The organism is Streptomyces sp. NPDC046866, from assembly GCF_040704625.1.
Taxonomy (GTDB): Bacteria; Actinomycetota; Actinomycetes; order Streptomycetales; family Streptomycetaceae; genus Streptomyces.
The window spans coordinates 177,425-190,178 of record NZ_JBEYXN010000016.1; the positions used below are offsets into that span (position 1 = coordinate 177,425).

At 76.8% G+C, this 12,754-nt stretch carries 9 protein-coding genes; 6 read left to right on the forward strand and 3 right to left on the reverse strand.

Annotated features, from left to right (window positions below):
• The first annotated feature begins 9 nt into the window (after positions 1-9).
• Together AB0953_RS23215 and AB0953_RS23220 are read left to right on the forward strand one after the other, a co-directional pair.
• Positions 10-1,440, forward strand: coding sequence for an MFS transporter (locus AB0953_RS23215; protein ID WP_366861445.1), 1,431 nt, complete (start codon positions 10-12; stop codon positions 1,438-1,440).
• Positions 1,437-2,450, forward strand: coding sequence for a TolB-like translocation protein (locus AB0953_RS23220; RefSeq protein ID WP_366861446.1), 1,014 nt, complete (start codon positions 1,437-1,439; stop codon positions 2,448-2,450). Before AB0953_RS23215 ends, AB0953_RS23220 begins: the two co-directional genes overlap by 4 nt.
• A gap of 58 nt (positions 2,451-2,508) precedes the next feature.
• Here AB0953_RS23220 and AB0953_RS23225 read toward each other — a convergent pair whose 3' ends face one another.
• Positions 2,509-4,197: a carboxylesterase family protein gene (locus AB0953_RS23225; protein ID WP_366861447.1), complete on the reverse strand. Its 1,689-nt coding sequence runs from the start codon at positions 4,195-4,197 to the stop codon at positions 2,509-2,511.
• Positions 4,198-4,431: 234 nt separating this feature from the next.
• Here AB0953_RS23225 and AB0953_RS23230 point away from each other — a divergent pair, with 234 nt between their 5' ends.
• From AB0953_RS23230 to AB0953_RS23240, 3 genes are all read left to right on the forward strand, one after another.
• Complete coding sequence (locus tag AB0953_RS23230; RefSeq protein WP_366861448.1) at positions 4,432-5,136, forward strand: alpha/beta hydrolase; 705 nt, start codon at positions 4,432-4,434, stop codon at positions 5,134-5,136.
• 434 nt (positions 5,137-5,570) lie between these two features.
• Positions 5,571-7,016 (forward strand): hypothetical protein, encoded by a 1,446-nt coding sequence (locus AB0953_RS23235; RefSeq protein ID WP_366861449.1) that lies wholly within the window; start codon positions 5,571-5,573, stop codon positions 7,014-7,016.
• Between the two features lie 451 nt (positions 7,017-7,467).
• Positions 7,468-8,250: a lysophospholipid acyltransferase family protein gene (locus tag AB0953_RS23240; protein ID WP_366861450.1), complete on the forward strand. Its 783-nt coding sequence runs from the start codon at positions 7,468-7,470 to the stop codon at positions 8,248-8,250.
• 200 nt (positions 8,251-8,450) lie between these two features.
• Here the strand turns inward: AB0953_RS23240 and AB0953_RS23245 are convergent, their stop codons facing one another.
• Positions 8,451-9,905, reverse strand: a complete 1,455-nt coding sequence (locus AB0953_RS23245) for a hypothetical protein (RefSeq protein WP_366861451.1) — start codon at positions 9,903-9,905, stop codon at positions 8,451-8,453.
• A gap of 160 nt (positions 9,906-10,065) precedes the next feature.
• Positions 10,066-11,601, reverse strand: a complete 1,536-nt coding sequence (locus AB0953_RS23250) for a lipase family protein (RefSeq protein ID WP_366861452.1) — start codon at positions 11,599-11,601, stop codon at positions 10,066-10,068.
• Positions 11,602-11,874: 273 nt separating this feature from the next.
• Between AB0953_RS23250 and AB0953_RS23255 the strand changes: the two genes are divergently transcribed.
• On the forward strand, positions 11,875-12,573 hold the full coding sequence (locus AB0953_RS23255; RefSeq protein ID WP_366861453.1) for a spermidine synthase: 699 nt from the start codon (positions 11,875-11,877) through the stop codon (positions 12,571-12,573).
• Positions 12,574-12,754 lie beyond the last annotated feature (181 nt).

Sequence of the window (12,754 nt, forward strand, 5' to 3'; positions counted from 1 at the left end):
CTGCTGCGCATGTACCTCGCGGACCGCTCCGCGCCCGCCGGCGCGAAGACGCCACCGCCGCCGGACGGGGGTCCCGCACCCGCCCGGGGCCGCGCCGTCGCCCCCGCCGTGCTGGCGCTGGGGACGGTCAGCCTGATCACCGACGTCTCCTCCGAGATGGTCACCGCGGTCCTGCCGCTGTACCTGGTCGCGGGGCTGGGCCTGAGCCCGCTCGGCTTCGGCGCCCTCGACGGCGTCTACAACGGGGTCAGTTCGCTGGTGCAGTTGGCCGGTGGGCACCTCGCCGACCGGGTCCGCAACCACAAGCTGGTCGCCGGGATCGGCTACGGCCTGTCCGCGCTGTGCAAACCGCTGCTGCTCCTCGCGCACAGCCTCGGTGTCGTCGGCCTGGTCCTCGCCCTGGAGCGCACCGGCAAGGGCCTGCGCACCGCCCCGCGCGACGCGCTGATATCCCTGTCCACTCCCGCGGCGTCACAGGGCCGCGCCTTCGGCGTGCACCGCGCGATGGACACCACCGGGGCCCTGCTCGGACCGCTCGCCGCCTTCTTCATCCTGAACGCGGCGGTGGGCGGCTACGACGCCGTGTTCGGCGTCAGCGCCTGCGTCGCCGTGCTCGGCGTCGTGGTGCTCGTGCTGTTCGTGCCGTCCGGGGGACACCCCGCGGGACCGGGGGCCCCGGCCGGGGCCGCGTCCGCGGCGGACCCGGGGCGGCCGGAAGCGGTGGACCTGCGCGCGGCCCTGGCCCTGCTGCGGCTGCCGCGACTGCGCGCCCTGGCCGTCTGCGCCGCCCTGCTCGGCCTGACCACCGTCAGCGACGCCTTCCTCTACCTGCTGCTCCAGGAGCGGACCGGCATCGCCGAGCGGTGGTTCCCGCTGCTGCCGCTGGGCACCGCCGCGGTGTTCCTGTTGCTGGCCGTGCCGGCCGGGGCGCTCGCCGACCGGATCGGGCGCCGCACCGTCTTCCTGACCGGACACGCCCTCCTGCTCGCCGGGTACGGACTGCTGCTGTGGGCCCCCCGCTGGTCCGTGCTCCCGTACGTCGTGCTCGCGCTGCACGGCATGTTCTACGCCGCCACCGACGGGGTGCTGCCCGCCGCAGTCGCCGCCACCGTCCCGGCCCGGCTGCGCGGAACCGGGCTCGCGCTGGTCGGCACCGGTCAGGCGCTCGCCCGTTTCGGCTGCTCGCTGGCCTTCGGGGCCGCGTGGACGGTGTGGGGTGCCGCCCCGGCGCTCGCCGCGGCGGCCGCCGGCCTGTGCTGCTGCGCCGCCGTCGCCGGCCGCGTACTGCGCCCGGCGGCGCCGGGCCGCGCCCCGGACGCCGATGCCCGTACCGGTACCGAAGCCGATGCCGAGGCCGATGCGGCCGATGCGGATGCCGACCCCGGCCCGGACGCAGACCGCCTGACCCGACCGCCCCGACGCCCCCGAGGGAACCGATGACGCGCAACCGCCGACTGCTGGTCCTGGCTCTGGCCGTGCTCCTCCTCGGCGGCCTCGGCACCGCGATGGTGCTACGGGCCGCCGACCGCGCCGGGCGGACGCGGGCGGGCGATCCGTCGGTCGCCGGCGGGCAGGTCGCCCTCGACCGCAAGGACGGGCTGCTGTTCCTCAACGGCGCACCCGGCCCGCACCGCGACGCCCTCGTGTCCGTGCCGGACCGGACCGCGCAGGGCGGGCGCACCGCCTCCGACCTGACCTGCCGGCGCTTCCACGCCGCCGCCGGCATCGGGGTGTGCCTGAACTCCCGGCCGGGCGCCCTCGCCCAGGACAACCAGGCCCGGATCGTCGACTCCGGGCTGCGGACGCTGCACAGCTTCCCGCTCGCCGGCACGCCCTCCCGGGCGCGGGTCTCCCCCAGCGGCCACTTCGCCGCCTGGACCGTCTTCGTCAACGGGGAGTCGTACGGCGCCGCCTTCTTCTCCACCCGCACCGCGATCGCGGACACCCGTACCGGGACCCTGGAGCCGGACCTGGAGAAGTTCGCCATCGAGCTGGACGGCCGGCCGTACACCGCGGGGGACGTGAACTTCTGGGGCGTCACCTTCTCCAGGGACGACGACACCTTCTACGCCACGCTCGGCACGGGCGGCCAGACGTACCTGGTCAAGGGCTCGATCGCACGGCGCAGCGTCACCACCCTGGCCCGGAACGTGGAGTGCCCGTCGCTGTCGCCGGACGAGACGCGGGTGGCGTACAAGAAGCGGGTGGCGCGCGGCGCCTCGCTGTGGCGCGAACACGTGCTGGACCTGCGGACGCTGCGCGAGCAGCCGCTCGCGGAGAAGCGCAGCGTGGACGACCAGGCCCTGTGGCTCGACGACCGCACCCTGGCCTACGCCCTGCCCGCCGACGGTACGCCGGACACCAGCGACCTGTGGACCGTCCCCGCCGACGGCTCGGGCGAGGCGCGCCTGCTGACCCCGGCGGCCTCGTCCCCGACCCGGCTGGGCTGACCGGGGCGGGTCGACCCAGCCGGTCGGACCGGTCCGGCCGGTCCGGCCCCGGCCCGCCTCAGAAGCTCGGGCCCCACCCCGAGTCGTCCCAGAAGCGGAGCTGGCGCTGCTTGGGCAGCTCGGACAGGCGGGTCACGTCGGGGCCTCCCAGGACCAGGGCGGTGGGGCGGCCGGGGGCGAAGGCGGGCAGGGCGGCGGTCCGGGCCGTGGACGGCACCCCCGTGCGGGCGAAGGAGGCGACCAGGTCGATGAAGGCGTCCGAGACGGTCCGCTCGAGCTCGGTGTCGCCGAAGACCGGCGCCTGGCCCGGCAGCCGGTGGGTGCCGAAGAGGAACCTGGACGTGGCCTCGTGCGGGGTCCCGAAGTGCGGGGCCCGGACCGGGTGGGCGAATTCCGCCACGTACACGGGTGAGGTGCCGGTGCGGGCGTGCCGTTCCGCGAGGCGGACCACGGGCAGGCGGAACAGGCTGTCGCCCCACACCTCGGTCCACAGGGAGAGCGGGTCGGCGGGGAGCGACTCGTCCAGGGCGGCGCTCCTGTAGGCGGCCACGCACCGGGCCACCAGGTCGTCGGAGACCGCGGGCGCGCCCCTGAGCAGGCAGGCCCGGACGGCGGCGTGGAGCTGCTCCTCGTTCGTCGGGGCCGGGGAGGGGGACGGGGAGGCGGGGCCGGTGAAGAAGGAGCCCTCGGTCGCGGTGTGGACGGAGAGGACCGGCACCCGGGGCGTGGGCAGTTCGTGGTCGTAGCCGCGCATCCAGTGCCCGTCGACGACCGGGCCGCGGTAGGCGCGCCCGCTGCCCAGGGCGCGCAGCTCCGGGCTGCCCGCGAAGAGCTGCTCCCAGGCCGACTTCAGGCGGGCGGCGTCGGCGTCGCGCAGTCCCGCGACGGTGGTGCCGAGGGCCGCGGCGAGGCGCTCGTACGCGCTCGCGGAGTCATCGGGGGTGAGTGCCATCGCGGGCGCCCACACGTGGGCGGCGCTGATCGGCACGATCCGGCGGACGACCGGCCGCAGTTCGGGCAGCAGGGCCAGCTGCCAGGTGCTGGAGCCCCCGGCGGAGGTGCCCGCGAGGGTGATGTTGTCCGGGTCGCCGCCGAAGGCGCGGGCGTTGGCCCTGACCCAGTGGAGGAGGGCGGCCTGGTCCTGCAGGCCCCAGTTGGCGTGGTGGCCGGTCTCGGGGTCCGCGAGATCGGGGTGGGATCCCCAGCCCAGGGCGCCGAGGCGGTAGTTGAAGGTGACGACGACCAGGTCGCCCCGGTCGGCGAGGCGCTGCCCGTCGTACACCTCCTCGCTGCCGGCCCCGAGGAACCAGCCGCCGCCGTGGACGTAGACCAGGACGGGCCGGGAGCCGGCGGGGTCGGGGGTCCAGACGTTCGCGTACAGGGAGTCCTCGCTGCTGCCGGGCAGGACGGACTGGTACGAGGGGCTGGAGAAGGCGGTCGCCTCGCGGACGCCGCGCCAGGGGCGGGGCGGGCGCGGGGAGGCGAAGCGCAGCGGTCCGACGGGCGGTGCGGCGTACGGGACCCCGCGGAACACGGCGATCCGGCCCACGGTGGTCCCGGCGACCAGGCCGGCGGTGGTGCGGACGACCGGGCGGCCGGCGTCGCCGGCCGGGGCTCCGGCTGCTGCTCCGGCTCTGCCGGCGGCTGCGGCGGCCGGTGCTCCCGCGGTCGCGGTCGCGGCGACGGCCACGGCGGCTGCGGCACCGGCCAGCAGCGTACGGCGGGACGGCAGGGCGGCGGTGGACATCCGGTCCCCTTCTCTCGGTGGTGGCGGGGGGGCGACCCCGAGCCTGCGCAACGGCAGCGGGAGGCGGCAACGATCCGCGCAGCAGTTGATCAAGTGCGCGGGGCGGCGTGCGGCGTGGCGCGTGTCATGGCGCGTGGGGTGGCCCCGCGGCGGACCCATCCGGCGGCGCCGCGGCTCCGAAGGAGAGGTGCAACGGCCCCCTGCGGGCGGCGCGTCGAGCGGTGGAGGCAGCCAGTGGACCAGCACCGCGGGGGCGCGGCACCGAGCCGCTCCCCGGAGGGGAGGGGCGGCGCCCGGGGAGCGGCAGCCCGGCCGGCGCTCGCCGTCCTCGGCGGTCTCGCCGAGCACGGCGCCGTCCTGCTGCTGCCCGGGAGCGGCGGGCGGGCGGCGGAGCCCTCGCACGGGACCCTCCTGCCTGCGCTGCGCATGCGGCCCTTTGCGGCGGCGGTCCTGCGCGCCACGCGCCGCGAGCGGGTCCTCGTGGGGCGCGTCCGCTACCGCCCGCGCGGCGACCCGGCCGACGACGCCCGACGCGCCCTGCGGGAGCTGCGTGCGCTGGCCGGCCCCGGCCCCCTGCCGGTGGTGCTGGTGGGGCACGGGGAGGGGGCCCGCGCGGCCCTGCGCGTCGTCGGGGATCCGCACGTCGAGGGGGTCGTCGCGCTCGCCCCGCGGTGGCCGGCGGGCGAGCCGGTGGGCGGACTGCACGGCCGGCACCTCGTCGCCCTGCACGACGAGCGGGACCGCGTCACCCGGGCCGTCGACACCTGGTCGTACCTCGCGCGGGCCGACGCGGCAGGCGCCCGTGTACTCGGCATCGCCATGCCGCACGGCGGCCACGCCATGCTCCGCACCGCGCCGGAGTGGCACCGCCTGGCCGCGGCCTTCACGGCGGCGATGCTCGGCCTGGCTCCCTTCCCCGTGCCCGGGTACGGCCGCTGACGCCCCGACGCCGACCTCCCACGACCCGGCCAACGTCGGGGCAGGAGCCCGGTGGATGCCCGGTCTCCCGCGCCGCGGGGAGCACGCCACAGACGGCCGCTCCTCCGGCAACACCAAGAACCCCGAGCCAGCCCCCCGGCCGACGGCATCCCACGACCGGCCGGGTGCAGGGTCGGCTGCGGCCGGCCGGCCGTGTGAAACGTCGGCAGTGGTGCCCGGGCGCCGTGGTGGGGCCCGTGGCCACGAGCTGGTTGGTGCGTCCGCCCGCCCCTACGGCAGCGGGGGCGGTCAGGGGTCTTGCCTTCATCCGGCAGCGGCAGCGGTCAGGGGTCTTGCCTTCATCCGGCAGCGGCGGGCGGTGGCGTGAGCAGCCCGCTTGGTATTCTCGCGCGCCGCCACCGGGCGGCCGGGACGGACCAGGGTGTGGGGGCCACATGGGCGGGATGAACGGGGACGGCATGCCCGCCTCGCTGACGGCGCCTGCGGACGTGGCCGCAGCGGCCGAGGAGCTGATCGCCGGGGACGGCGGGAGCCCGGCGGCGTACGAAGCGCTGCTGGACGCAGTCGTCCGTACGGCGGCGCGGGACCGGGGCGCGCTCGCCGAGGCGCTGGTGCCGGTCGCGGAGGCCTGGGCCGGAGTCCGGCGGCCGCCAAACCCCGCCGCGCGGCGGTTGGCGGCGGTCGTACGCAGCGCCGCCGCGCCGCCGGCGCAATCGGCCGCCGAGCCGGGCGACGGCCGGCCCTGGCTGGAGACCTGCCTGCACGAGGCGGTCGACCTGGTGCTCGGCGAGCGCATCGCGGAGCTGTGCGCGGGGCTCGGCCGGCGGGCGGCCGTGCCGATGCTGCTGGCCACGCCGAGCCGGGCGGACGGAGCGGTGGACCCGCAGGAGCTGGTGATGCGGCTGACCGAGTACGAGCAGGCGGGCGTCCGGCCCGGCCCCGCCGACCTGGGGCAGGCCCTGCTGCGCTGCGGCGGCGGCCCGGCCGATGCGGATGTCGTGCGGGCCGCGGCGGAGTTGACGCTGCCGGAGGGGCCGCGGGTCGCGGCGTGGCTGGCCCGGGGCGGGCTCCCGCAGCCGGAACCGACCGTGGAACGGGAGCCGGGTGATCCGCTGCCGCCGAGCCGGCGCCGCGGCGCGCGCGTGGGCCGGCGGATCCTGGTGGGCACCGGGGCCCTCGACGGGCGCGGTGACTTCCCCCGGAGGTTCTGGCCGCTCTTCCGCCGGTTCGAGCCGCTGATCGGCTGCAACCACCTGCTGCTCGGGCACCGGGAGCGCCACGCCGCGGCCGCCCTGCCGTGGCATCCGGAGATCGTCGCGGCCCGGCTGCTGACGGAGGTCGCGGCCGCAGCGGACCAGGGCGGCAGCGGCAGTCCGGAGTTCCTGCCGGCGCTGGCGCAGAGCCCGGGACCGGCCGGTCCGGCCGTGCACCTGGCGTTGGCGTACGGGCTGGGCGCGGCCGCGGAGCCCGACCGGGCCGCGGCCGCCGCGGCCCTGACGGCCCTGGCCGGCCGGGACCGGCTCGACGGGGCGCTGCTGGGCGGGGAGCTGGCCCGGCTGCTCCTGCTCGGCACCCTGAAGCCGTCGGCGGTGACGGAGTCGCTCCGGCTCGCCGCGCAGCCGCCGGGCGGCGCCCGCGCGGTCTGGGAGGTGCTGGCCGCCGCTCTCCCCGAGCTGCTGGCCGCGCTCCACTCGGGCGCGCCGCCCCGGCTGCACGGACCGCTCCTGGCCCTGGCCGCGAACGCGGCCCGCACCTGCGGCGCCCGCGGGGCCCTGGCAGGCCTCGACGCCCTGGCCGCGCAGCCGGGTTCGTCCCAGCCGGTACGCGAGGCCCGCCGCCTACGCGACGCCCTGGCGGGCACGACCACCGCCGGCCCCTGAAAGACCTCCGCCCCGGACCGGGCCTGCGGCCTACCTGCCGCCCGGGACACCGGGAACCGATCTGACTCACTCGTCGTTCAAGTACCACGGGGACCAGGGGCCGGAGCTCGTACCCGCCACGATCTGCCGGCGCGGTAGGTCATCCACCGACTGCCGTCCCACAGGTCGTTCTCCCACCGCACTTCGAGGCTCACGGCTGGGGCGTCCCGGTTCCGGACCCAGAACTGGTCGCCGTACTTCCTGAAGCACCCGTTGCCGCTGGTGACGAACATGCATAGGGCGTCCGAGCGGAACGGCCCCGGGGTGGCGTGGTCGAGGGGCAACGGGGGTCGAACCAAGAAGCGATTTTCGGGTTCGGGGAGTTTCCGTGATCAGACGGGCTCCGGCTCCGTTGGTGGTGCGGGTCCCCGCCCGAGGGGACGTGGCAGCGCACGGGACAGGAGCATCGTTCGTGTCGGAGAGCTTGGCCGATGTCATGGGGGTCGCCGGGAGCGAGCTCCGCTTCCTGCGCAGGCTGCTCGGAGACGTCGGCGAGGACGCCTGGGAGCGCCTGCTCGAATGGTTCATCGACGACTGGTTCCGGCTGGACGTGCTGGGGTTGGAGAACATTCCCGCCGACGGCCCGGCCGTGCTCGTCTCCAATCACTCCGGGGCCTGGGGCCTCGACGCCTTCGTCCTGCAGAAGGCCTTGCACCGGTCGCTGCAGCGCTCCCTGTACGTGCTCGCCGCGCCGTTCGTCTTCCGGCTTCCCGTACTGGGTTCGTACGCCGCGAAGAAGGGTGGCGTGCCCGTCGACGCGAGGGCAGCCATGCAGCGCCTGAACGACGGTGAACTGATCGCGGTGTTCCCGGAGGGAGTCGCCGGGCTGGAGAAGCCGTTCCGTGAGCGCTACCGGCTGCAGCCGTTCAACCCGGGCTTCGCGGTGGCGGCCGTGCACACCGGGGCGCCGATCGTGCCGCTCAGCGTCATCGGGGCAGAGGAGTCCTCACCGAAGATCGGGGAGCTGCCCGCGCTGGCGAGGCTCCTGGGCCTTCCCTACTTCCCGCTGACCTCGCCCTTCCCGTTGCCGGCGAAGTGGCTGATCACCATCGGGGAGCCGATCGCGCCGCCCGAACGGCCCCGCGGCTTCGGCGCCCGCTCGGCGGCCGCCCGGTGGCTCTGCGCCGAGGTCCAGGACACCGTCCAGGCCATGGTCGACCGGGAACGGCAGCGACGGAACGCCCTCGTTCGGTAGCCGGTGCGGCGAACGCAGTTCGCCGTGGAGCCGAGCAGTTCGCCGCCCGCGTGTGGCCGGGTGCGGCAACGCCCCGGCCCGCCCGAGCCGAGCGGCGAATCCGACAGGAGCGGACCCGGATCGACAGCTCCGCCGGGCGGCGGGGTGCCGCGGGCGCCACGGCGCCCACGGCACCTGCCCTCGGTCTTCTGGAAGGCGGGTCAGTCGGCGAGGTGGCGGGCGGCGGTGCGGAGGTCGGTGGCGGCGCGGGTGCAGCGTTCCGCGTGCTCCAGCAGGTGCATCCGGAAGCGTTCGCCGACCTCGTCGCCGTTCCAGCCCGCTTCGGCGGCGCACGCGGCGAGGCTGCGGGCGTGCCCGTCGAGGCGGTCGGCGTCGGCGCGGGCCAGTGCCGCGTACGAGGCCGGGGTGGCGGCGCGTGCGGTCGGCGGGACGGCGCCGGCTGCGGGGAGGGCGACCAGCAGGGTGTGCGGGGCGAGGGTGAACGGCATGCGGTCCGGGGCGAGGGCCGGGGACAGCAGGGCCGGCCGGGCGGCCTCGGTGAAGAAGCGCACGATCTCCTCGGCGACCCCGACGGCGAAGGCGGTGGTCGTGCAGCCGGTCGCCGATCCGCAGAACGGCGAGGGCCCGTCGGGCCGGGGGGCGTCCGGGCCGTCGCCGGCCTCGGCGGTGACCGCAGCCTCCCGGAGCCAGCCGGGGGCGGCCAGGATCTCGGTGCCCGCCTCGACGGCGAGTCCGTCCCATACGAAGCGGGTGCGGACGGGGTGCACGACGGCTTCGACCGGCGGGAAGTGGTCGAGCGCGAGCGCCACGGCCGCGGCCGGGCCCCCTGCCGCGCCCGGAACGCCCGCGGCGGTGAGGGCGAGCGCTTGGAGGGCGGTCGTGACGGCCGCCTCGGAGACCACGGCGAGGGTGTGGGCCAGCGCCGCCTCGGGCCGGCCGTGCCCCGGCGGCGGCTCGGCCTGCGTACGGGCGGCGGGCACCAGGGGCCCGGCCGCTCGGCTGCGGGCCAGGCCTGCGGCCACCGAGCCCGGCTCGGGGTCGGCCAGGAAGGGGGCGAGCCGCCGGTTCAGGGCGGCCGCACGCCCGTCGTACGTGCGGCTGCCCGCAGCCCCGGCCGTCCTGAGCAGCACCTCGCTGAGCAGGGTGTCGTCGGCCGCAGCCGCGCCCGCGACCACCCGGCGGGCGGCCCGCAGCAGTCCCGGCCGCCAGACCTCCCAGGGTAGGGCGTGGTCGTCCCGGCGGGCGGAGGCCACCCGCTCCAGTTCCTCGGCCAGCGGTCCGGCGCACGCGGCCGCCGACGGCGCGGCGTCCGGCGGGAGCGGGACGTGGGGGTACAGGCCGTGCCGGCGGCCGGCCGCGTCGAGCCGGACGGCAGGGGCCAGGGCGTCCGACGCAGCACCCTCGGCGAGGAGTCCGGCGGTGTCGGCCGCGCCGAGGGGGACGAGGAACGAGCCGAACGGGGTGCGCAGCCGCACGGGGCGCCCGGAACGGCTGCGGCGCAGGTGCGCGAGGACCCCGCGGGCCGCGCCTTCGCGGGTGAGGGAGTCCAGGCCGAGCGCGCGGGCGGGTGCGTCCGCCCAGGGCAGGCGGTGGGCGAGCATGGCCGCGCTGAACACGGCGTTCTCCAGGGGCCAGGCGGTGGCGGGGGTGGTCATCGGGGCGTTCTCCCTCGGGTCACGCGGCGGGCGCGGGAGTGGGTGCGGATGCGGGAGTGGGTGCGGATGCGGGCGCAGGTGTGGATGCGGGCGCGGGTGCAGGTGCCGGTGCAGGGCGCGGGTGCAGGTGCGGGCACCCGCACCTGCACGGGGTGTGGGGTCACTTGTCGCGCAGCATGTACGGCTGGTTGGCGGTGATCTCGCCGTCGTAGCACCGGATCAGCTCGTTGACCTGCTTGCGGTAGCGGGCCAGTTCGCCGCGCAGGCTGTCCGAGTAGGCCTGCGGGGCGTGCGAGAGCGGGTAGTCGTACGACTCGTCGAGCCAGGCCAGCTCCACCCAGCCCTCGGGGATGTCGTGGGGCGCGGCCGGCCCGCGGCCGTCCAGCATCGGGATGACGTCGTGCTTGTTGACCAGGCTGACGACCCGGGTGGTGTGGTCGGCGGGCCGCTTGCCGTCGATCGGCGAGCCGAGCGTGACCACGTGCGTGACCCGGTACTCGGAGGCGACGTCCACGTCGGCGGCCAGGTTCATCGCGGTCAGGCCCCCGAGGCTGTGCCCGACCAGCATGAGCTCGGATCCCGCGGGGACACCGGCCCGGCGCAGGAGCTTCTTCGCCGCCCGGGTGTAGGTGGTGTCGGTGCGCAGGCAGCCGTCGAAGGCGCCGACCAGGTCCTGCGGGGTGCTGTTGCTGAGGAGGGCGAAGCTGGTTCCGGGGAGGAGCAGCACGTGCCGTACCGCGCCGTCCGTGCAGGCGACGCGGCGCAGGAGGACCAGGCCGTGGTTGCCGAGGGCGCCGATGTCGTTGATGTAGCTGACGATGTCGTTGCGGGAGGTGCCGAGGACCTTGGCGAGGATCGGGTCGGGGTCGGCGCGTTCGGCGCGGCCGGGGCCGGGGTTGAGGTACTTGAGCAGGGAGCTGGGCAGGCCGAGGAACGGGTCGGTGGTGGGGATGCCGCCCGCGAGGGTGACCCAGGAGAAGTCGTCGTTGACCGGGTTCTCGTCCAGCAGGCCGGTCAGCGCCAGGAGTTCCATGATCACTGGGCTGACGGTGGTGAGGGCGCGGGTGACGCCGAGCCGTTCCACGAGGGCGTGCAGGGCGCGGAGGGCCTCCAGCCGGTCCCCCGCGACGACGGCGCCGGTGAGGCGGCGGGCGTGGGCGGAGTCCAGGTTGGGGTGGGTCACGGTGGCCGCCTCGATGCGCAGGGCGAAGGCGTCCACCGCCATGGCGACCGCTGCGGGCCTGCGCCGGGTCACGTTGCCCGCGACGCGGGCGAGTTCGCCGATGACGCCGCCGTTGGCTCCGAAGCCGAGACCGCTCGGGCTGGTCAGGGCGCGTACGCAGGACAGCGCCGCGCCGAGGGCCCAGGTGGGGCGGCGCAGGGCCTGCAGGGCGAAGCGGCCCTCGGTCAGCGCTCCGGTGAGGTCGGCTCCGGCCTTCCTGGCGGCGAGGGCGGCGTCGGCGAGCAGGACGGAGGCGGCGATGAGGAGTTCGGTGTCCGTACGGGTGGCTGCGGGCCGGGGCGGGCCCGCGGGGACGTCGTCCGCGATGCCCGGAACGTCGAGGGCGTGGGCGCCGGCGGGGCCGGAGGCGTCGGGGGTATCGGGGGTGTGGGGAGTGCCGGGGATGTGGGGGGTGCTCTTCCGCTGAGCGTCGGAGAGCTGCCGGGTGGGGTTCCCGGTCGTCTGAGGCGCCACGTTGCAAACCTCTCGTCGCATGACCCGCTGTTCGGGACGCATGGTGACACCGAACCAAGGTGCCTTCGGCGCACGGGGGCGCCCGTACCGGCGCCCAGCCGGCACCCCGCACCCCCTGCGCGCCCGCCGGCACTGGGATCCGCCCACCGGCCGGCCCCCCGGGCGAACCTGCGGGTCCGGGGGATGACGTCGCGGCCCCCGGGTTGACGGGGCTGCCGCGGGCCCCGCTGCGGGAGTCGGAACACCGCCCGGCCGCGGTTCGTTGATCCCTTCATGACCGCACCTGTGACACCGGACATCCCCGAGACGCTGGACCGCCGGCAGGGCCCCTTCGGCGAGGTCGTGCTGCGGCGCCGCGGCGCCACGTACGAGATCATCGCCAACGGCTGCTTCCTGATGGACACCTCCGACGGACGCTCGGAGCGGCTACTCGTCGACGCGGCGTACCTCGCGCTCGATCCGCACGGGCGGAGCGGGCAGCGGCCGCCGGACCTGCTGATCGGCGGGCTCGGCGTCGGATTCTCCCTCGCGCATGCCGCCGCGCAGCCGCACTGGGGGCGGATCGCCGTCGTGGAGCGGGAGGAGGCCGTCATCGACTGGCACCGCACGGGACCGCTCGGCGCGGTGTCCGCCGCGGCCCTCGCCGACCCCCGGACGTCCGTCCTGCACACCGACCTGGTCGAGTACGTGGCGGAGTCCGACGACCTGTACGACGCGCTCTGCCTGGACATCGACAACGGTCCGGACTGGACCGTGGACGAGGACAACCGCGGCCTGTACTCCCGCGCCGGTCTGGCGGCGTGCCGGGACCGGCTCCGTCCCGGCGGGGTGCTGGCCGTCTGGTCGGCGCAGCCGTCCCCGGCCTTCGAACAGGCCCTGCGGGACGCGGGGTTCGAGTCGGTCCGGGCGGAGGAGGTGCCGGTGGACCGGGGCGTCCCGGACGTGGTCCACCTGGCCCGCAAGCCGGGGTAGTCGCGCCGGTTCGCCGACCGGAGGTCCGGCCGGGCGCGGCGCGGGCGGGCGCGGCGCGGGCGGGCGCGGCGCGGGCGGGCGCGGCCCGGCGCGGGCGGGCGCGGCCCGGCGCGGGCGGGCGCGGCCCGGCGCGGGCGGGCGCGGCCCGGCGCGGGCGGGCGCGGCCCGGCGCGGGCGGGCG

Coding starts and splice junctions, on each gene's coding strand:
- AB0953_RS23215 (WP_366861445.1), top strand. CDS start 10: ATGTACCTCGCGGACCGCTCCGCGCCCGCCGGCGCGAAGACGCCACCG.
- AB0953_RS23220 (WP_366861446.1), top strand. CDS start 1,437: ATGACGCGCAACCGCCGACTGCTGGTCCTGGCTCTGGCCGTGCTCCTC.
- AB0953_RS23235 (WP_366861449.1), top strand. CDS start 5,571: ATGGGCGGGATGAACGGGGACGGCATGCCCGCCTCGCTGACGGCGCCT.
- AB0953_RS23245 (WP_366861451.1), bottom strand. CDS start 9,905: ATGACCACCCCCGCCACCGCCTGGCCCCTGGAGAACGCCGTGTTCAGC.
- AB0953_RS23255 (WP_366861453.1), top strand. CDS start 11,875: ATGACCGCACCTGTGACACCGGACATCCCCGAGACGCTGGACCGCCGG.
- AB0953_RS23225 (WP_366861447.1), bottom strand. CDS start 4,197: ATGTCCACCGCCGCCCTGCCGTCCCGCCGTACGCTGCTGGCCGGTGCC.